We start from the raw sequence: 19,623 nt of genomic DNA on the forward strand, positions 1-19,623 counted from the left end.
GGGGAGGGCCATGTTCGAAAAGGTTGCCGATTTTGACGAGGCTCTAAGGAAACTTCTCGAGGAGGTGCTCGAGTTTGACCTGAGCGACCCCTTCTCGGAGGTGGAGAAGGTTCTCTGCATCGAACCGCATCCCGACGACTGCGTCATAGGAATTGGTGGAACCATTAGGAAGCTCACCGGGATGGGAAAGGAGGTCGTTTACCTCTGCCTCACGGACGGCTCCATGGGCACCGACGACGATGGAACAACCGGGGAAGAGCTTGCCCTCGTGAGGAGGAGGGAGGAAGCTGAAAGCGCAAAGTTGCTTGGGGTTGATAAAATTCTGTGGCTAGACTACAGGGACACCGAACTTCCCTATTCCCCCGAGGTCAGGAAGGAGATAATCAGAGTTATACGGTCAGAGAAACCCGATGCGGTTTTAGCCCCAGACCCCTGGCTCCCCTACGAGGGTCACCCGGACCACATAGCGGCAGGAAGGCTCGCCATTGAGGCGGTATCGTTCTCCCCACTGCCTAACGTGGGCAGAAGCGACCGCTACCTCGGACTGAAGCCGCATCAGGTTGATCTCTTCGGCTTCTATTACACGGCCAAGCCGAACTACTTCGTCGATGTAACCGACGTTATGGAGCTCAAGCTGAGGGCGATACGGGCCCACAAAAGTCAGTTTACAGATGACGTCTGGGAAAAGTGGGAGCCCTTCCTAAGAACTGTGGCGCTCTACTACGGTAAAAAAGCGGGGGTAAAGTACGCTGAAGGACTCCGCTTCATGCCGGGGCTTTTTCTCCACATAACCCCCTTCGCGGAGCTGATTTAACCCAGCTCCCTTTCCACTATTATTTCGAGTTCGCGCAGGAATTTCTCCAGGGGCATGGTGTCAAGGCCAAACTGCCGCATCACCTCGTACCTCTTGGGATCGTCGGTAACGAGCAGGCTGTTGCTCCATATCGCAGTTGCCGCCGTCAGAACGTCCTCAAGATCGAGCATCTTTCTTTTCTGGAGGAGGTGAGCCTCTATCTGGGCGGCCTTGACTATTATCTCATCGTTCAGGGGTATCACAGTGTAAATGTCTCTAAGAACCTCAAGCTCTCCCTCCACGTTTCTCTTTAGGTACGCCTTCGCGGAGAGATAGCGGTAGACCGTGATTATGGAGAGGGAGACGTTGAACTTGGCCAGGGTTATCTCCAACTGTCTCTTCCTCTTAGCGGTGTGCATCCTGAGGAGGGTTATGCTGTCAAAGGTTATGTCCTCTGGCAGGGGCATCTTCAACTCCCCTTCTTCTTTTCAAGCAGGTTGATGAGAACCTCAGCTTCCTCCTCGTCAACTATGACGTTGTCCACCTTCTTGTCAAGCTCCACGAGGTGCCAGGTCTCAATGAGCTTCTGGAGTACCTCGTCGTAGGAGCGAGCATCAAGCTTGTCCTTGAGGAGCTTTATCTTTCTCCATGTGCTCTCATCCACGGCTATCGTCTTCATTCCAATCCCTCCTCAACAACCTTTCTGTAGGTCTCAACGCTCCTTCTTCTCGGAATACGTTCCTTTGTGATGAGGTCAACCTCGTAGAGGCCGAAGCGTATCTTGAAGCCCATCGCCCACTCGTAGTTATCCGTCAGAGCCCAGTGGAAGTATCCCCTCACATCAGCCCCTGTCTCCACGAGCTTCTTTACCTCGTCCACGTGCTCCGTTATATACCTCGGCCTCAGTACGTCCTTTGAATCCGCGACTCCGTTCTCGGTTATAAACACGGGCTTCCCGTACTCCAGAGCTTCCATAGTTGAATCGTATAAGCCTTTTGGGTACACCTCCCAGCCGAAGTCGCTGGTGGGATTGTTGTCTGGCGAGACGCTCTTCGGGTTTCCAGAATAGCCGTAGCCTTCCACTCCCACAAAGCTTACCATGGGCAGCTCCTTGAACTTCGGCTCCATCCACTTGACGACCTCTCTCGTGTAGTAGTTGTTGCCTATCCAGTCGTTCCTTTCGATGTGGGCTATCCTCACGGGATTGAAATCAAGCTCCAGGTCAACCCGGCCCCTGTTGAGGGCTTCAAGAAAGAGCCTGTTGTGGAAGTAGTCGTAGTTTTCCGCGGCTTTGAGGTCCTTTTCGCTGGCTGGATTTTTCGGGTAGGCCGGGATTATATTGAGAATTATCCCGACAGGGGCTTTGGTGTGCTCCTTTATAGCCTCGTAGGCCCTTGCGTGGGCAACCATCTGGTTGATGATAACCCTTTTAGCCGCCTTTGGATTGAGGATTCCCGGCGGCCAGCCAACGTAAGGGGCCAGATAACCGAGCTCCACCGTGACCATCGGCTCGTCGAAGGTTGCCCAGTAATCCACGAGCTCCCCGAACTTCCACGCAATGTAGGCAGAGAACTTGGCGAACTCTACCACATTTCCCTCATCCACCCAACCCCTCGCAGGGGTGTTTTCAAGGTTTTTCCTAACCGATATCGGGTCGTGAACCCATAGTGGAAGTGTCTGATGATTCAGCGTTACAAAGGTTGAGAAGCCGAGCTTTTTGAGGTTCCTCAGGATTGAGTGGTAGTGTTCAACCTCCTTTCGGTTGGCGAGTTCATCAAGCTCTTCGAGGTGTTCATTCCTTATTTTAATGCGTTTTATAAGCCCGTACGAATCCCTCTCCAGCTCTACGTCAACACTCCAGGTTGGACAGGGAAAGATCCTGCTCCATTCTATTGTGAGCTGGTATGCGTTCAGTCCCAAATCCTTGGCTAGGCGGTGGTCGATCTCATAGAGCTCGTAGTTGTTTATCCCGTCCTCCGGCAGATCCCCGCTGACGAGTTCATTCTTTATATTGAACCCGTCCCTGACCCAGGCCCACCAGTCGGTTCTCGCGTCTATGTTCCTCCGGTAAGGGTCCCCCATCTCGAACTGAAATGCCGATTGAACGACGCCCCAGTGAAATTGCTCCATGGGTTTCACCTGGACAGTTATAGATTTTGATGTTTTTATAATTTTCCTATGAGCATCCTTGGGCATGGGTAATGGTATATCCACGTGCATCCTCCCCTGTATCTTGCATATAGCTGTACATTAGTGGCACTCTGTGACCACCAAAAAGCTTATATAGAATCCGACAGTGTTATAAAATTGACATTATTTATAATGAGGTGGGAAACTATGAAAAAGTACCTCGGCTTTGCTTTGGTGGCCCTTCTTCTGGCCGGTATGATAGGGTTCGCCTCCGTGCGTGCGGAGGACTTTCCAAGAAACGAAACCATATACACAGCCAACAGTGCACCTCCAACAAGTGCCAACCCCTTCCAGGGAGGAAACATAATAGGTATCGATGGTCTTGTTTTTGAGCCCCTCTTCATGCTGAACTTCATGACCACCGAGCTGAAGCCCTGGCTGGCTGAGTATGGAAAGTGGATTGACAGCACGACCTTTGAGGTCAAGCTCCGTGAGGGTACCAAGTGGCAGGACGGAAAGCCGTTGACGGCTGAGGACGTTAAGTTCTCCTTCGAGTACTATGAGAAGCTCGGTCTCAAGAAGATCGAGGGGCTAAAGGAGATAAAGGTCGTTGACGACAGGACCGTGAGGTTCGTCTTCTCCGGCCAGCCCAACATCTGGGTATGGAGGAGCAACCTCTACACCACCCTTATCATCCCGAAGCATATTTTTGAGAACCTCGATCCAGAGAAGGTCAAGACCATGACCTTTACCGGGGACGAGAAGCAGTATCTCATCGGTTCTGGAGCCTACAAGCTCAAGGAAGTCGTTCAGCAACAGAAGTCTATCCTCGAGAGGAACGAGGACTGGTGGGGGGCCAAGTACTTCAACAAGCCCGCCGCTAAGTACATCATTCAGCTTTACATCTCAAGCAACGACCAGGCTGCCAACGCCTTCCTCAAGGGCGACCTCGATGTTGCCACCTACTACCTGGACATAGCCGAGCTGAAGAAGCAGAACCCGAAGATAGTCAGCTGGCTTGACAGGGAACCCTACTTCCCGCCCGTTGTCCCTGTGGTTCTCTACTTCAACACCGAAAGGCCGCCCATGAACATGCCCGCCTTCAGGAGGGCCATAGCCATGGCCATAAACCCGGAGCAGATAGTCAAGCAGGGACCGATAAGTGCAGTTCCAGACCAGACCCCGCTTGGTCCGATCATGGCCGGCTGGAAGAAGAAGATAGACGCCGATGGACTCATAAACGACTATGGCTGGAAGTATGGCGACCTTCAAGGGGCAATGAAGATACTCGACCAGCTCGGAATTAAGGACACCGACGGCGACGGATGGAGGGAGTACAACGGAAAGAACATAGAGCTCCACTTCGTGACCTGTGCCGGCTGTTCTGACTGGATACAGGCCGGTGAGATAATAGCCAACCAGCTTAAGCCCCTCGGAATAAAGGTCGTTATAGACAAGGGAGACTGGACCAACTTCTTCATGCAGAAGCTGAACACTGGCGACTTCGACCTGGCCCTCCACTGGGCCGGAACCTTCAAAGCGGACCCGTATAGCGTTTACCAGGCCCTGATGTACTATCACAACGAAACCGATAAGGGCGCCGCAAACTTTGGCAACTACCACAACGAGAGGGTCAACGAACTACTTCAGAAGCTCTCGGCGACTCCCAACGAGGACGAACAGGTGCAGTACCTTAAGGAGCTGACAGAGATATGGCTTAAGGACGTCCCGGCGGTTCCTGTTTACACCGGAACCGTCTTCTACGAGGCCAGCACACAGTACTGGAAGAACTGGCCCAACGAAAAGAACCCCTACGGCGTTCCGATATTCTGGCCCGGATTCGGAACGTGGGGAACGGCACTGGCGATGCTGGGTGTCCAGCCAGCCCAGACACCCACTCCAACTGAGAGCCCAACGGAAACCACTCCAAGCAGCAGTCCCACGACCACTGCCGGCGGCGGAGGAATCTGCGGACCGGCGGCGCTGATAGGGCTGACTGTAATACCGCTCCTTCTCTACCGGAGGAAGCGTTAAGTTCTTTTTCATTTTTTTGTATGAGGTTCAGGAGGGCTGACGATGGGGTTCAGGAAGTACCTCGCACAGAAGACTCTCGTCTATGGTGTTACTTTCCTCTTTGCGGTCACACTCAACTGGCTCCTGCCCAGGCTCATGCCGGGCAATCCGATAGAAGCCATGATAGACTCAATACTTAACCTCGCGCCCGGAGAGCGGGAGATCCTAATCGAGTTTTATGAGGAGCTTTACGGCCTCAATGAGCCTCTCTGGAGGCAGTTTGTGAACTTCTGGGTGAGACTTTTCCACGGGGACCTTGGTTACAGTCTTCTCTACAAGGCTCCCGTGTGGGATCTAATCAGGCACGCCCTTCCCTATGATATAGCCATCCTCTTTCCGGCTATAGCTTTGAGCTGGCTGGTCGGAAACTGGCTGGGGGCCATCGCCGGCAAGAACAGGAGATACGACAGGTACATGATGCCCCTCTTTTATTTCCTCGCGAGCATGCCCTACTTTTGGTTCGCCATGCTCCTCGTATACTTCATCGGGGTTAAAGCCGGCTGGCTCCCATACCAGGGCGCGTACGACCCCTCACTGGTGCCGAGCCTCTCATGGGAGTTCATAAAGAGCTTCTTCTCCCACTGGATTCTCCCATTCCTGAGCCTCTTCATCGTTATGATAGGCAGCTGGGCTATAGGAATGCGCAACATGATAATCTACGAGCTTGAAGCTGACTACGTGCGCTATCTCGAAGCCCTTGGAGCGAGCGAAAAGCTGATGACCAAGCACGCCTACAGGAACGCGATTTTGCCACAGGTTACCGGTTTAGCTTTACAGCTCGGCCTAATGGTGGCCGGAGCGATAGCCACGGAGATAGTCTTCAACTACCCGGGAATAGGAATACTCCTGATGAACGCTGCGCTTAGCCAAGACTACTTTCTCCTCCAGGGAGCGTTTCTAATGGTGGTCATCTCGGTTCTGGCTGCCAACTTTGTCATCGACATAGTTTACGCCTTCATAGACCCGCGCGTTAGGGCAAGCTACACGGAGGGTTAAGGATGTCGAGGAGGGGCAGAATGAACACGGTAAAAATAGCCTTCAGGAACAGGAAATTCCAGTTTGGCTTCGGAATATTGCTGTTTTTTGTGCTGTTCGCGCTCATAGGCCCGATGCTCACGCCCTTCGCCGGGGATGGTCTTTACTACGAGAAGCTCCCGGGTACGGAGATGGAGATAGCCACGTACTCTACGAAAACACTGCCGCCGCTGACAAACGAGACGTTGGTTACATACACCGGCAGGGAAGTTCACGTAATTCACATCCTTGGAACGGACAAGCTCGGAAAGGACGTTTACGCCCAGCTAGTCTATGGTCTCCGGACAAGTCTCTGGGTGGCGGTTTTGGCAGCGGTAATCGGAACCGCCTTCGGGATAACGATAGGCTTCGTCGCCGGTTACCGGGGCGGTCTAACCGACGAGCTGCTCATGATGTTCGTGAACATAATGCTGGTCATACCATCGATAGTGCTCCTTATCCTCGTCGCGGCGTATCTGGAGGCGAGAAGCCCTGAGGTTCAGGCACTCATCATAGGCCTCACTGGATGGCCCTGGGTGGCAAGAGCCGTCCGCTCGCAGACTCTCTCGCTGAAGAACCGGGAGTTCGTGAACCTCGCGAGGATAGTTGGTCTCAGTGACATCAGAATTATCTTCGAGGAGATAATGCCCAACATGATTTCCTACATCTTCATGGTCGGAATCCTCCAGTTCAGCGGGGCAATACTGGCAAGCGCGACCCTTGACTTCATAGGCCTCGGCCCGACAACGGCCGTATCTCTGGGGACGATACTCCAGAAAGCGATAGCCCACAACGCCCTCCAGTTCGGCTGGTGGTGGTGGTTCATTCCGCCCGGGCTGATAATCACCCTCATCATCACAGCGTTGTTCTTTGTCAACCTGGGAATGGAGGAGGTATTCAACCCGAGGCTCAGGAGGGGAGGGGAATGAACCTGCTGGAAGTCAGGGATCTCAGGATCTATTACAACACTCCCATCGGCAGGGTAAAGGCCGTTGACGGTGTCAGCTTCGAGGTCAAGGAGGGAGAGGTCTTCGGCATAGCCGGAGAGAGTGGCTGCGGAAAGTCGACGCTCGTACACTCCCTCATACTGAGAAAACCGCCCATGCTCCACGCCGGCGGTGAGGCACTTTTCAAGGGACAAGACCTGATGAAACTCAGCGAGGAGGAAGCCAGAAGAATCCGCTACACAGAGCTCTCGATAATCCCCCAGTACGCGATGAACGCCCTGAACCCGACGAAGAAAATCAAGGACATCGTCTGGGACCTCGCTAAGGAACACGGATACACCGACAGGGGAAAAGTTGAGGAACTCCTCCGTGAGAGGCTGGGGATGGTCAAGCTCAGCGAGAAGGTAGCGGATATGTACCCCGTCGAGCTGAGCGGTGGCATGAGACAGCGCGCTACGATGGTAGTCTCAACCCTTCTAAACCCCGACTTGCTCATAGCCGATGAAATAACCTCCGCGCTTGACGTCACGACGCAGAGGGTCGTCATAGAACTCCTCCACCACTTCATGAAAGAGGGAATCGTTAAGTCCATCATCTTCGTCACCCACGATTTGGCCATCCTCGACAAAATAGCCGACAGGATAATGATAATGTACGCGGGGAAAGTGGCTGAAATTGGCCCGACCAATGAGGTAATAAACAACCCTGCCCACCCGTATACCAGACTCCTCCTCAACTCCCTGCCGAGGATGGGCGTGCAGTACAAGCGACAGAAGCTGAGTGGCATTCCTGGCTACCCAATAAGCCTCCTCAACCCGCCGAGGGGCTGCCGCTTCTACACCCGCTGTCCCAACGTGATGGAGCAGTGCAGCGAGATTGAGCCGAAACTGACCGAGGTAGGACCGGAACACTACGCGGCCTGCCATCTCCTTGGGGGTGATGAGCAATGACCCTTCTCGAAGTCCAGAACCTAACCAAGGTGTTCACCTCCGGCCTCATTGGGGGCTTTGAAATCCGCGCCGTCGATGATGTCAGTTTCTCGATGAGAGAGGGAGAGATAGTCTCTCTCGTGGGCGAGAGCGGAAGCGGGAAAACCACCGTTGGAAAGCTCATCCTCAGGCTCCTCAAGCCGACCTCCGGAAGGATACTCTTCGAGGGAGAGGACATAACGGGCTTTGACAAGAGGAAGCTGCGCACCTACTACTACCGCCAGGTACAGGCAGTCTTCCAGGACCCCTTCGCTAGCTTCAACCCCCTCCACGAGATAGACAGGGCGTTCGACCTGGTCTTTCGTTCGTTCCTCCCAGAGGTAGGCAGAGACGAAAGGGAAAGAATGATAGACGACGCCCTCAGCCAGGTTGGCCTCAACCCGGCGGAAGTTCGGGGCAAGTATCCCCACCAGCTCAGCGGCGGGCAGCTTCAGAGAATCCTCATAGCGAGGGCCCTTCTCGTGAAGCCAAAGCTCCTCATAGCGGATGAAGCCGTCTCGATGCTTGACGCGAGCACTAGAATAGACGTCCTCAACCTCCTTGGAGAATTCAGGGACAGGTATGGCACCTCAGTCCTCTTTGTCACCCACGACTTGGCTTTGGGCTACTACATCAGCGACTCGACGATAATCATGTACAGGGGAACCATCGTCGAGATGGGTGATACCGAGAAGGTCTTCCACAACCCGCTCCACCCCTACACCCAGATGCTCCTTGAGAGCGTTCCCGACCTGAACGTGAAGTGGGAGTTCAGGGGAATCGAACCTGAGAAAGAGGAGCGCGGCATCTACGAGATAGCCGGCTGTCGCTACGCGCCGAGGTGCCCGAAGGCCATGGAGAAGTGCTTCAAAGTCCGTCCAGAGCTTCGCGAGGTTGAGAAGAACCACTGGGTTGCCTGCCACCTTTACGGGGGTGATTAAATGCACGCAACTCTGAGGGAGATACTAAAGACCCCTGAGGGCATAATCAGGGCTCAGAAGGCCTTTGAGGAGTTCGTAACGGTTCATGACTTCCGGTTACCGAGAGAGGTAGTTTACACGGGCTGTGGCAGTTCACATTTTCTGGCAAAGCCGCTGGCCATGGCAACCACCCGCCTTGGGGGCAGGGGGTTCAGCGCCCCCTGCTCCGAACTTCTCTATTCGAGGGAGTGGTATCCGATAGGAAAGCCGGGGCTTCTCGTGGCGATATCTCGCTCCGGCGAGACGACCGAGGCGGTGAAAGCTCTTAACGCCTTGAACGTTCCAGGGTTCGCGCTCACGGCCTACGAGAGCACGCTCTCAAAGAAAGCCGATTACGCGCTAGTAGTCCCCACCCACGAGGAGAGCGTCGTCATGACGCACTCGTTCACGGCCTTCTACTTCTCGTTCATTCAGCTTCTCCTCAGTTCATACGGAAGGGAAACCCACGACGCTAAAACTGTCTCGTCGCTAACTAAGGACGTCCTGGGGAGCAAGGGGTACATCAGGGAAATCGTCAAGGGCTTTGACTTCCGGAACGTCATCTTCCTCGGCTCGGGAATACTCTATCCGGTAGCGCTTGAGGCCATGCTCAAAATGAAGGAGATGGCCCTCTTCTGGAGTGAAGCGTATCAAACCTTTGAGGTCAGGCACGGCTTCAAGTCCATAGCCGACAATGGAACTTTAGTTGTCCTCCTCGTGAACGAGCCCTTCGACTGGCACGAGAAGCTCACGAAAGAGTTCAAAAGCCAGGGTGCAAGGGTTCTCACCGTCGGAAGGCGCGATACCGGGGCGGACTACTTCATCGAAGTTCCCGCGCTCGACGAAATCCTCAGCCCTGTCCTGCACCTCCCGGTAATCCAGCTCCTGGCTTATTACAAGGCCATTGAGCGCGGACTCGATCCAGACAGGCCCAGGTTTCTGAGCAAGGTCGTCAAGTGGTGATTGCTATGAAGGTTGGCCACGATGGAAAGGTGTATTACCTTGATGGGGAGCCTTTTATCGTCTACGGCGGAACGCTCCAGTTCTTCCGCGTTCCCAAGAGATACTGGCGAGATAGGCTGGAAAAGATGAGGAGGCACGGCCTCAACACGGTAGATACCTACGTCGCCTGGAACTGGCACGAGCCGGAGCCTGGAAAGTTTGACTTCACGGGTGAAACAAGGGCCGAGAGAGACTTGGTTGGCTTCCTTGAGCTTGCAGAGGGGCTCGGCTTCAAGGTCATCATCAGGCCCGGCCCCTACATCTGCGGCGAGTGGAGGAACGGCGGAATCCCCGACTGGCTCATCAGAGAACACCCTGAGATACTCGCCAGGGGACCGAACGGGCCCCTGCCTGGGGACATCTATTATCCCCCGATAACATACCTCCATCCCACTTACCTGGGGGCCGTCTCAAAGTGGTATGAGGCAGTTCTGCCGGTAATCCGGGACTACCTCTACACCAACGGCGGGTCGATAATAAGCGTCTCCATAGACGACGAGCCCTCCTACTGGGAGACCATCTTCCAGCCCTTTTTGACGGACTACAACGAGATAATAACCCGTCCCGGAGGCCTCTGGGAGGAGTGGCTTCGCTCGAACTACTCCCTCGACGAGCTGAGCGAGCGCTACGGAACGCCTATAAGTGATTACTCCGAGGTTTATGCGCCGGCGAGCGAGAACGAACCGTTGCCGAAGATACTCGACTGGCACCACTTCAAGATTTGGATGACCAACCGCTACGTTGAGAGGCTTTACCATCACATGAAACGCTACGTTGACGTCCCGATAAGCATACTCGACCCATACCTGCTTCTCTCTGCCTGGAGGCATTTCTACCGCTACGTTAGGGAGAATAACCTCAATATCCACCTCTGGACCGAGTTCTGGTACTCCTTCTACCGCTCCTTCGACTTTAAGGAGGATAAGCTGGGCCACATCTATTACAAGACCGGAATCTACCGCTTCTACCAGGAGAGACTCGGAACGCCGCCTCTGAGCATAGAGACCCAGGTCTCCTTAGCTCATACAATCGAGCCGGACGAGGCCGAGCACCTTTATGCCCTCATCGCCTCCCTCGGAATCCACAACATCAACTACTACCTCTACGTCGGCGGTGAAAATCCGAAGGGCTACGAGTCCCACAACGGAATCACTTGGGACGTATACTCGCCGATAGGCCTCGATGGAAGCGAAAGGCCCCACGTTGAGCCGATAAAGTGGCTCGGCGAGTTCATTCTCAACAACCCGGACTTCGTTAATTCCGAGCTCAGGCCGAGGGTTGCCTTCGGAACCTACGAGCCCTACGAAGCTCTCTCGCTGTTTGACCTCAGGAAGAACCTTACGGAAAGCGTAAACCTCAACGAGTACATCCTAGGGGAAAGGGGACTTCTGACTCTCCTCGCCATGAGCAACGTTCCCTTCGACGTTCTTGACCTTGAGGAGGCGAGCGTTGAGGAAATGTTGAGATACGGTCAGCTCTGGGTTTACAGTCTCGACTTCATGGGCAGGAAAGTCCAGGACAAGCTCGCTGAATTCGTTGCCAGAGGCGGGAACCTCGTAATCCTGCCGATGCTTCCCTACCTTGACGAGAACATGAAGCCCTATTCGGCCTTGGCCGAGTTCCTCGGCGTCGAGGTTGAAAGGGCGAAAGCGAGGGACAATCCCAGGTTGATTCAGTTCACGAGCGTTTCTTCGGAGGGAATAGACAGGATGCTCGTCAGGAACACGGTCAGGGGAGTTAGGGGAGGAGAACCCTTTGTCTTCCACTACGGCAGGCCGGTTGGGACGTTCGTGAGGAGGGGAAAGGGAAGTGCAATCGTTCTCGGCTTCAGGTTGCAGTACTACAGCAGCCACCACGACCTCCACAGGAAGTTCGTGGAGGAGATTCTGGCAATGCAGAACGTTGGAAGGGACTTCGAGGTAACCGAGGGGGACATAATAGCGCTCCCGCGTGGCAACTACCTCGTCCTTCTCAACCCGAGGGGCCACAGGGTCTTTGGAAAGGTCAAGTACAGGGGCGTTGAGGTTCCAAAGCTCCTCGACGGAATAGAGATGAGAAAGCGCGGTGCCCTCTTCCTGCCCTTTGGGGTCAGATACGGCAAAGTCGAGGTCGTCTACTCCACGGCGACTGTCCTGGGCTGGGATGGCTCGATGCTCCGCCTCCGCAACCACCTCTCCGGCTTAAGTGAGGTGGCACTGAGGAACGTTGAGGACGTCAGGGTAATCGGTGGCAAAATCGTGGACGAATCGCTCTCAGACGGTGTTCTTATCATCGTGATTGAGCACGAGCCCGGAAACTTTGAGGTGGAGTTCTGATTCCACGCCTCCTTCACACCTTTCTATTTTGGGACTTGAGTGCATGGAGGACCTCTTCAAACGGGGCATCTGTCTTCAGGGCCATGGGAGAGAAGTGCGTTCTCGTTGCGGAGTAGCCTTTCCCGCGGAGGGTCTCGATTATATCCGCGAGCTTCCCGACCTGAAGGTTGTTCTTTCTAGCCAGCGCGTGGGTGTCGTAGTGGAACGGAACGTCAAGCTCCCTGGAGATGGTTTCGAGGAACGGGAGGGTCTTCTTGTGGGCAATGGGGTACTCATTGGCCCGCCTCAGCATATCGTCAACGAACCCCTGTTCCTTCAGTGGACCGAGCCAGAGAGGACCGTAGGCTTTCGGCTTCTCCGGGAGGAAGGCCTGTTCGTAGGTAAACTTTCCGCTCTCATCCTGCCAGAGATAGCCGAGGTTTGAAAGGCTCTCGTCGGCCTTCCTCGCGCCGCTCTTGAGCCTCAGAAATGCCCTGAAGTAGTGGTCGCGGTAGTAAGCGAGCAGAACCTCGACGCCGAGGTCGTACTTGGCGGCGTACCTGACAACGGTTCCGATGAGTATCCTAAGGCCAGCCTCGTGGCAGAGCTCGCCCCGTATGGGCTCGGCGAGGTACTTCCTGCGGCAGGCGTTTCTGTATGCACCGCAGAGGACGCCGGTATCGGTGGCGGTGAGGGCTAAAACGCCCCTTCTCCTGACGCTCCTTAGGGCGGTGTCGAGGAACTCCAGGGGGGAGCCGAAGGGATCCAAGTCCAAGAAGTCGAAGTAGCGAAACTTCTCCGCCATTAACCTGTTTGCATCGTCGTGGTTGGCCACGATCCTCTTCTCTCCCTCAAAAGAGACCCTCTTCTCGCCTATTCTCTCCCCATCGATGCCAATGTTCAGCCGGACGTTTTTCAGGATCAGGTTGAATGCCTCCTCGCTTATGTCGTTGAGCCAGACCTCCTTGGCCGGGGTTTCGAGGGCGTAGCGGATGCCCCTAATACCTGTGGCGGAGAGGGCGTCGAGAACAGTCCCCGGTTTGAGCACTCCAACGGCCAGGACGCTTATATCCCGGTTTAGAGCCATGACTGGGTTGTAGAAGACCGGGGCGTCGTATATCCTCTCCGCCTTCGGGACAAGGATTCTCGCAAGACCCTCGCGCACCTCAACGAGTTCCATCATCTCACCGGAGAAAGAAAAGGTTGGGAGGTTTAAAGGGTTGCGCTCAGAGAATCTCAACGTAGTCCCCAAGGGCCTGGCCCGGCAGGCCGGGCTTGAAGTAGGCCTTCACCTCGCCTCGATTGCCGTGCGTCCTGAGGATTTTGCCGTACATCTTCCGGCCGGTTGGGGTCTTCCACACAACCTTCCTGCCTATGAGCCTCGAAGCAGCGCCCCTGTCGTCGATGCCAAGGGGCTTCAGAATCATGTGGTGGTTGTCCTGGTGCTCCTTCGTCCCGGCGTAGGCAAGGACGAGAGCCTTTCCCCTGGCCATCGTCCTCACCTCCACCGGATGGGGGTTCTCCAACAGACATTTTTAAGTCTTATCCTCCTCTGCGAAGGCGAAGAGCCCGTCGTCTATCTCCAACACTTCCCTGATGCTCCTTATCTTCAGGAAGTTCTGTCTCTCAAAGAGGAGAGCCACGTCGCTCTTGTACGGCGATGCCTTCTGAACGAGCAGCGTGTTCTCATCCAGTATGTACGTGAACCTGCTCGGGCTGTCGTCCACCCAGACGAAAGGTTCATCCGGGTAGAACTCCCGCAGGGTCTGGAACTTCTTAAGCATGTCCTTAGTGCCCCTGAAAGTTATCACTTCGTCAAACTCGTCGTACCAGTTCGTCTTCTTCATGAAGATGACCTTTCCGCCCGGGTAAGTGTGCTCACCGGAGAAGCTTATTACGCGCCTCCCCCGTGCTCTGAGCTCCCTGATGACCTCCCTGGCGAACGGAAAGTCTTTGATGTACCTGGGCATGAGCTTGTAGTACTCGTGGATTGTACCCTGTGCCACCAGCTCGTGTATAACCCCTAGGTGCCGGTAGGTTAGTTTGCCCTTGATGAAGAGGAAAAGAGCTTTGTAGTAATCGTCGTAGAGGTCGCTCTCTATAACCGCCGGCACGGTCTTTTCGATGGCTATGCGAAGGGCCTTCTCAACGGCCTCGGTGCTGTCAACGAGGGTTCCATCGAAGTCGAAGAGGTACGTCACCATGCCATAACGTATCGCTGACAGGGTTATAACTTTTTCTGGGCCATCCAAAGTTGTCCGAAAGGGTTTTATTCTCGGTGGGATTACAGGGAACGGGTGGTTGTGAATGAGGATTGAAAAGCTCAAGGAATTCATAGCCGAAAAGGAGCTCGACGGTGTTCTAATCACATCAAAGCCGAACCTCTTTTACTTCACGGGAAGTTCGCCCGTCCTCGGGGGATACCTTGTCGTTACCCCTGATGATGCCCTCTTCATCGTCCCGGAGCTGGAGTACGAAGAGGCGAGGGAAACCTCCAGGGTTCCCGTCGAAAAATTCAAGACAGGAAAGGAGCTTTATGAGAGGCTTTCCTCCTTCAAGCTGAAGAGGCTTGGCATAGAGGGCAGAACGAGCTTCTCGACCCTCCAGACACTCAGGGAGAAGGTGGGCGCCGCAGATTTCGTCTCAGTCGATGATGTGGTGAAGGAGCTCCGCATAATCAAGACTCCCGCGGAAATCGAGCTCATAAAGGCCGCCTGCGAGATAGCGGACATGGCAATGATGGCCGCCCTTGAGGAGATAAGCGAGGGCAAGCGCGAGAGGGAGATAGCGGCGAAGATGGAGTACGTCATGAAGATGAACGGGGCGGAAAAGACTGCCTTTGACACGATAATAGCCAGCGGCTGGCGTTCTGCCCTGCCCCATGGAGTCGCCAGCGACAAGAGGATAGAGAAGGGTGATCTGGTCGTCATCGACGAGGGAGCGCTCTACAGGCACTACCACTCGGACACGACAAGAACCATAGTCGTGGGAAGCCCCAACGAGAAGCAGAAGGACATCTACTACGCCGTTCTTGAGGCCCAGAGAAAGGGCGTTGAATCCGCCAAACCCGGGATGACGGCCAAAGAACTCGACACCATTGTCAGGGACGTCATAGCGGAGTACGGCTACGGCGACTACTTCATACACTCCACTGGCCACGGTGTTGGCCTGGAGATTCACGAGTGGCCAAGGGTGAGCCAGCAGGACGAGACAGTTCTCAAGCCAGGGATGGTGATAACAATCGAGCCTGGAATCTACCTCCCCAAGTTCGGAGGAGTTAGGATAGAGGACACTGTTGTCATAACTGAGAACGGCGCGCTGAGGCTCACCAAGACAGAGAGGGAGCTGATTTAGTTTCTCCAAAACTTTTATTTGCACCTCCGCATAACCAACGGATGGTGGGGGAAATGGAAGACGTTGAGAGACTGATACTCCAGGAGCTTCGCGAGATCAAGGAAGAGCTCAGGATACTAAACTCAAAGATAGATAATTTTGCCGGTTACTTCGAAGTCAGTGAGGAAGAGCTCCAAGAGCTTATAAGTGAACTTGAGGATGCCAAGAAAAACGGCGTTAGATTAGAGGAGATTCTCCATGAGCTATAGTGTTGTCCTGTCCCGAAAGAGCAAGAAATTTCTCAAAAAGGTGCCTCCTCAGGACAAGAAAAGATTAGTGGAGGCTCTGGTAAAACTTGAGCAGAACCCGTGGTTTGCACAGTACAAAAAGGTTAAAGGATATCCATTTTACCGCATTCGTGTTGGTGATTACAGGATAATATACAGCGTCGACGAGGATTCAAAAACCGTTTATGTTGTTATAATTGGGAGGCGAGAGGGCGTATACGACGACCTCTAAGGTGGTTGTGATGCAGATAATCCACCAGGACGTCAAGGAGGGCAAGATAAAGGTCAAGGCCGAGACGCTCGACGACCTCTGGCACCTCTACCACATCATAGACCCGGGCGATACCGTTTACGCGAAAACGCTCAGGAAGCAGAGCCAGAGGAGCGATTCCCTGAGGGCCGAGAAGGTTGAGGTCATCCCGGTCTTTCTCGGCGTCAGGGCCGAGAAGATAAACTTCCACAAGTTCGCCAACCAGGTTCGCGTCACCGGGCCGATAGTCTACGCCAGCAGGGACGACGTCCCCCTCGGCAAGTACCACACCATAGCGATAGAGGAGGGCACCGTTGTCACCATTCAGAAGCCCCGCTGGAAGGAGCACCACATAGAGAGGCTGAAAGAAGCGGTTGAGGCATCAAAGAGGGCAAGGGTCATGATAGTCGTCATAGACGACGGCGAGGCGGACATGGCGATAATCAGAGAATACGGCGTCGAGATACTCAAGGGGATACGCTACAACCTCGGGGGGAAGCGTTACAACACCAACCGCGAGAGCGAGGAGAAGAAGTTCTTCCACGACGTTGCCAAGAGCATGGAGGAGATAATAAACCGCGAGGGCATAGAGAGGGCGATAGTTGCCGGTCCCGGCTTCGTCAAGGAGGACTTCCACAAGTTCCTGCGCGAGAACTATCCGGAGCTGGCCAAGAAGGTGGTCATCGAGGACACGAGCGTGACCGGGAGGACGGGCATCTACGAGGTCATAAGGCGCGGAACAGTCGATAAAGTCTACCACGAGAACCGCGTTGCTAAAGAGGTTCAGCTCGTCGAGAAGGTGCTTGAGAATATAGCTAAAAACAACGGCCTGGCCGCCTACGGTCTCAGAGAGGTCGAGGAGGCAGTAAACTACGGGGCTGTTGAAACGCTCCTGGTTCTCGACGAACTGCTCAAGGGAGAGCACAGGGAAAAGATAGAGGAGCTCATGGACGCGGTGAGGTATTCGAGGGGCGAGGTCGTTGTTGTAAGCTCGGAGCACGAGGGAGGCGACAAGCTGAAAGCGTTGGGCGGCCTGGCGGCACTGCTGAGGTTCAGGGTGAGGTGAGTTTGGACTTCACAAATGCAAGGACGAGCTCAGCCAGTTTTATGGCATTTTCCGCCTCTTCTTTCTCCGGCTCATGAATGGTAGGATACCTTGCCTCCACAGCATAAGCGGTTAGAAGATCCACATCGTCATCAAAGAGCTTTAAGAATTCAGAATCCACATCGGCACACAGGAGTATGAGCTATGGGTTCGTTTGATGGGTTTTCCCTTTGATACCAAAAACGCCTTTAAAGCCTTTTCAGCACACTGCTGGGCGTGAAAGGTTGCATAGTCGTAGTAGCCAAGAGAAAGGCTATTTTTGGCCAGTACAAGATCTTTTTCAGCCTTTTCGAGCCATTTCTTGAAGCTCAAATTTTCACACCCTCCCTGAGAGCGTAGTAGTAAAGAAAACCCGTGTCATCCTTGACCTTTTCGAGTTCATCCTTAGAAATAAACAGGATGTCCACCTTGATTCCCTTTAACAGAAGCTCCCTGTGTATCCTTTTGTACGCTTCCAGTTCCTTCTTCCTCTCCAGTGGCCTGGAGAGAACCACCAGAACATCCCAATCGCTGTCGGCTCTAAAATCTCCCCTGGCTCTGGAACCGAAAAGGATTATATCATTGACCTCTAGGCCGAGCTCTCTCGATACCCTGAGAATCACATCTCTGATTGCCTCACGGCTCATGGTCGGTAATACACCCTTCCGGTATTTATCCTTTGCCATACAGCTCCACGTAGGGGTCGCCCTTGAACGTTGGAAACTTCTTCTCTTCCCCGTTTTCGATTAGAGTACGTTTCCTATCGGCGGTGAATTCACCGAGTTCAAATGCAATAATTCCATTTTTCTGCAATTCTGCAATTAGGGAATTGGATTTTTCTGGTGGGACTATCGCTATCAGCGTCCCGCTTGAGGAGACGCTCCATGGGTCAACGCCGTAAAAGTCGAGGACTTTTCTCACCATCGGGTCGAGCCGGAGCTTCTCGGCATATATCCTGAACCCAAGCCCAGAGTTGTTGGCTATCTCGTGGAGGGCAGTTAGTCCGCCTTCAGTTGCATCGTGCATGCCCCTCACAAAGGGCTTTGCAGTGAGGGCCTCAGGGACAACGGTTTCAAACCTGAAGGACTTCTTGAGTCTGGCTATCTCCCTGAAGGACAGGAGCTTCCTCAGCTCCCTCTCGCGGAAATAGGAAGCCGAGACCGCGAACTCAAGGCCAACCTTGCCGGTCACGACTATTCTGTCGCCGGGTTTAGCAAGAGGGAGCTTCAGTTCGTCCTTCCTAACGAGCCCCATCGCGGTGGTGGTAGCGGTTGGCTCAGCCACACTCGGATAAACGCCCGTGTGGCCGCCGATTATCGCGCTCCCGTACTTCCGGCATTCCGCGTTTAAATCGCGCATAGCCTTTTCGAGAAAACCCTTCTCGCTTCCGGGCGGGAGGAGGATATCAACCACCAGCCACCTCGGCCTCGCCCCGAAAACCGCAACATCGCTTGCCGCGAAGTGGTATGCAAAGAACCCGAAGGTCTCCTCCGGAACGGCCAGAACGGGGTCCGTGGCAACCACCAGATAGTGGTCGTGGTCGTATTCGAGGACCGCCGAGTCAAACCCCTCCCTGGGTCCATACACCACCCTCATGTCCTCTACTCCCAGGTTGGGGAACACAACGTCCCTTAGGAGGTCGTTTCTAAGTTTTCCGAGCGGAAGTTCCACTTTCATCCCCTCCAAACTTCGAGATAATCTCCCCCACCCCCCGAAGGGTTTCCCCGTCGCAGTCCCAGCACATGACCTCGAAGCTGGGAACCCTGACGCTCACGCGGACTTTACGCTTCCTCGCAATCTTGCTCACCTCGTAGTTGACCCGATAGGCTAAGTCCATGAGCTTTTCTGTCACTATCTCCTCGCGGTCGATGTACTGGAGCGGACAGCCCTCGCGCCACTGCCTTCTCCGCGAGTGCTCGTACATGCGATATGGTCTTATTCCAGCCTCTTCTGCAAGGGCTTCAACTTCCTCGGCCGTGTATTTAATCAGAGGTCTGAAGAAGGGAATTCCTATCCTCGGAAGTCCGCAGAGCCTTATATCTCCCTCGCACTGATCCAGGAGGGCGCCGATTATCTTGTCGTTGGCGTTGTCCCCCTTGGCCAGTATATCGAACCCGTTGTTGATGGCGAACCACTTGGCGTTCCAGAGCATGACCTTCTTGCAGTTGATGCACACCGGGCCTTTTCTCCCGGTTACCTCCCTGAGGAGACCGTTCGTGATGTCAACGAGGTAGTGTTCAACCCCGAGTTTTTTGGTAAAGCCCATCGCCCAGTTGAGCGTTTCCCTCCAGCTCCAGCGGTGGAAGAAGGTTAGCGCCGATACGTTAAGACCTGCCTCCTTGAGGATGTAGAGGGCCAGTGAACTGTCCTTTCCGCCAGAGAACATGACGAGTATGCGTTTTTCATAAAGCCCGTGTTCCTCGGAGAATCTCGCTATCTCCTCAACAACGCTCTCGATGTCCCTCATGGGGTGAGATAAAAAAGGAGGC

The 19,623-nt window shown here is 54.3% G+C and carries 22 protein-coding genes and 1 pseudogene; 12 read left to right on the top strand and 11 right to left on the bottom strand.

Annotated elements, in window-relative coordinates:
- Positions 1 to 10: 10 nt before the first annotated feature.
- Entirely contained in the window at positions 11 to 814 is an 804-nt protein-coding gene (locus E3E25_RS04960) for a PIG-L deacetylase family protein (protein WP_167892065.1), read from the top strand.
- Here the strand turns inward: E3E25_RS04960 and E3E25_RS04965 are convergent.
- From E3E25_RS04965 to bgaS, 3 genes are read right to left on the bottom strand one after another with little or no spacing between them, the layout of a single operon-like run.
- A complete protein-coding gene (locus tag E3E25_RS04965) occupies positions 811 to 1,260 on the bottom strand; it encodes a type II toxin-antitoxin system VapC family toxin (protein WP_167892066.1) in 450 nt (149 codons plus the stop codon). The genes E3E25_RS04960 and E3E25_RS04965 overlap by 4 nt on opposite strands.
- 2 nt (positions 1,261 to 1,262) lie before the next feature.
- Positions 1,263 to 1,472: a hypothetical protein gene (locus tag E3E25_RS04970; RefSeq protein WP_167892067.1), complete on the bottom strand. Its 210-nt coding sequence runs from the start codon at positions 1,470 to 1,472 to the stop codon at positions 1,263 to 1,265.
- The gene (bgaS, locus tag E3E25_RS04975) at positions 1,469 to 2,923 is read right to left on the bottom strand and encodes a beta-galactosidase BgaS (protein WP_167892068.1); all 1,455 of its coding nucleotides are present in this window, start codon (positions 2,921 to 2,923) and stop codon (positions 1,469 to 1,471) included. Before bgaS ends, E3E25_RS04970 begins: the two co-directional genes overlap by 4 nt.
- A 207-nt stretch (positions 2,924 to 3,130) precedes the next feature.
- Here bgaS and E3E25_RS04980 point away from each other — a divergent pair, with 207 nt between their 5' ends.
- From E3E25_RS04980 to glmA, 7 genes are read left to right on the top strand one after another with little or no spacing between them, the layout of a single operon-like run.
- Positions 3,131 to 4,957: an ABC transporter substrate-binding protein gene (locus E3E25_RS04980; RefSeq protein ID WP_167892069.1), complete on the top strand. Its 1,827-nt coding sequence runs from the start codon at positions 3,131 to 3,133 to the stop codon at positions 4,955 to 4,957.
- A gap of 42 nt (positions 4,958 to 4,999) precedes the next feature.
- A complete protein-coding gene (locus E3E25_RS04985; RefSeq protein ID WP_167892070.1) occupies positions 5,000 to 5,992 on the top strand; it encodes an ABC transporter permease in 993 nt (330 codons plus the stop codon).
- Positions 5,993 to 6,012: 20 nt separating this feature from the next.
- Entirely contained in the window at positions 6,013 to 6,939 is a 927-nt protein-coding gene (locus tag E3E25_RS04990; RefSeq protein WP_167892071.1) for an ABC transporter permease, read from the top strand.
- Positions 6,936 to 7,907 (top strand): ABC transporter ATP-binding protein, encoded by a 972-nt coding sequence (locus tag E3E25_RS04995; RefSeq protein WP_167892072.1) that lies wholly within the window; start codon positions 6,936 to 6,938, stop codon positions 7,905 to 7,907. The genes E3E25_RS04990 and E3E25_RS04995 overlap by 4 nt, the downstream gene beginning before the upstream one ends.
- Positions 7,904 to 8,866, top strand: coding sequence for an ABC transporter ATP-binding protein (locus tag E3E25_RS05000; RefSeq protein ID WP_167892073.1), 963 nt, complete (start codon positions 7,904 to 7,906; stop codon positions 8,864 to 8,866). Before E3E25_RS04995 ends, E3E25_RS05000 begins: the two co-directional genes overlap by 4 nt.
- Positions 8,867 to 9,847 (top strand): glucosamine-6-phosphate deaminase, encoded by a 981-nt coding sequence (glmD, locus tag E3E25_RS05005; protein ID WP_167892074.1) that lies wholly within the window; start codon positions 8,867 to 8,869, stop codon positions 9,845 to 9,847.
- Positions 9,848 to 9,852: 5 nt separating this feature from the next.
- Positions 9,853 to 12,201 (top strand): exo-beta-D-glucosaminidase, encoded by a 2,349-nt coding sequence (gene glmA / locus E3E25_RS05010; RefSeq protein ID WP_167892075.1) that lies wholly within the window; start codon positions 9,853 to 9,855, stop codon positions 12,199 to 12,201.
- Positions 12,202 to 12,214: 13 nt separating this feature from the next.
- Here glmA and E3E25_RS05015 read toward each other — a convergent pair whose 3' ends face one another.
- Genes E3E25_RS05015 through E3E25_RS05025 form a run of 3 tightly spaced genes read right to left on the bottom strand, consistent with a single transcriptional unit; the run spans position 12,215 to position 14,384 of the window.
- Complete coding sequence (locus tag E3E25_RS05015; protein ID WP_167892694.1) at positions 12,215 to 13,360, bottom strand: tRNA (guanine(10)-N(2))-dimethyltransferase; 1,146 nt, start codon at positions 13,358 to 13,360, stop codon at positions 12,215 to 12,217.
- Between the two features lie 46 nt (positions 13,361 to 13,406).
- A complete protein-coding gene (locus tag E3E25_RS05020) occupies positions 13,407 to 13,673 on the bottom strand; it encodes a 50S ribosomal protein L35ae (RefSeq protein WP_167892695.1) in 267 nt (88 codons plus the stop codon).
- Between the two features lie 42 nt (positions 13,674 to 13,715).
- Positions 13,716 to 14,384 carry an HAD family hydrolase gene (locus tag E3E25_RS05025; RefSeq protein ID WP_167892076.1) on the bottom strand — a complete coding sequence of 223 codons (669 nt, stop codon included), beginning with the start codon at positions 14,382 to 14,384 and terminating at the stop codon, positions 13,716 to 13,718.
- 103 nt (positions 14,385 to 14,487) lie between these two features.
- Between E3E25_RS05025 and pepQ the strand changes: the two genes are divergently transcribed.
- The 4 genes and pseudogenes from pepQ to E3E25_RS05045 all read left to right on the top strand — a co-directional run bounded on the left by pepQ (position 14,488) and on the right by E3E25_RS05045 (position 17,116).
- A complete protein-coding gene (gene pepQ, locus E3E25_RS05030) occupies positions 14,488 to 15,534 on the top strand; it encodes a Xaa-Pro dipeptidase PepQ (RefSeq protein ID WP_167892077.1) in 1,047 nt (348 codons plus the stop codon).
- 17 nt (positions 15,535 to 15,551) lie between these two features.
- Positions 15,552 to 15,782, top strand: a pseudogene (locus E3E25_RS05035) (hypothetical protein); the annotation flags it as partial.
- Positions 15,772 to 16,032, top strand: a complete 261-nt coding sequence (locus E3E25_RS05040; RefSeq protein WP_167892078.1) for a type II toxin-antitoxin system RelE/ParE family toxin — start codon at positions 15,772 to 15,774, stop codon at positions 16,030 to 16,032. The pseudogene E3E25_RS05035 and the gene E3E25_RS05040, both read left to right, overlap by 11 nt.
- Before the next feature lie 10 nt (positions 16,033 to 16,042).
- A complete protein-coding gene (locus E3E25_RS05045; protein WP_167892079.1) occupies positions 16,043 to 17,116 on the top strand; it encodes an mRNA surveillance protein pelota in 1,074 nt (357 codons plus the stop codon).
- Here E3E25_RS05045 and E3E25_RS11640 read toward each other — a convergent pair.
- From E3E25_RS11640 to E3E25_RS05065, 5 genes are read right to left on the bottom strand one after another with little or no spacing between them, the layout of a single operon-like run.
- The gene (locus tag E3E25_RS11640; protein ID WP_370456650.1) at positions 17,103 to 17,276 is read right to left on the bottom strand and encodes a HEPN domain-containing protein; all 174 of its coding nucleotides are present in this window, start codon (positions 17,274 to 17,276) and stop codon (positions 17,103 to 17,105) included. The two genes, E3E25_RS05045 and E3E25_RS11640, sit on opposite strands and share 14 nt — an antisense overlap.
- A complete protein-coding gene (locus E3E25_RS11645; RefSeq protein ID WP_255496493.1) occupies positions 17,258 to 17,467 on the bottom strand; it encodes a HEPN domain-containing protein in 210 nt (69 codons plus the stop codon). Before E3E25_RS11645 ends, E3E25_RS11640 begins: the two co-directional genes overlap by 19 nt.
- Entirely contained in the window at positions 17,464 to 17,781 is a 318-nt protein-coding gene (locus E3E25_RS05055) for a nucleotidyltransferase domain-containing protein (RefSeq protein WP_167892080.1), read from the bottom strand. Before E3E25_RS05055 ends, E3E25_RS11645 begins: the two co-directional genes overlap by 4 nt.
- Before the next feature lie 25 nt (positions 17,782 to 17,806).
- A complete protein-coding gene (locus E3E25_RS05060; protein WP_167892696.1) occupies positions 17,807 to 18,805 on the bottom strand; it encodes an AIR synthase family protein in 999 nt (332 codons plus the stop codon).
- Positions 18,780 to 19,601 carry a 7-cyano-7-deazaguanine synthase gene (locus E3E25_RS05065; protein WP_167892081.1) on the bottom strand — a complete coding sequence of 274 codons (822 nt, stop codon included), beginning with the start codon at positions 19,599 to 19,601 and terminating at the stop codon, positions 18,780 to 18,782. Before E3E25_RS05065 ends, E3E25_RS05060 begins: the two co-directional genes overlap by 26 nt.
- Positions 19,602 to 19,623: the final 22 nt, after the last annotated feature.

It is taken from the genome of Thermococcus sp. MAR1 (assembly GCF_012027305.1).
In the GTDB taxonomy this organism is placed as follows: Archaea; Methanobacteriota_B; Thermococci; order Thermococcales; family Thermococcaceae; genus Thermococcus.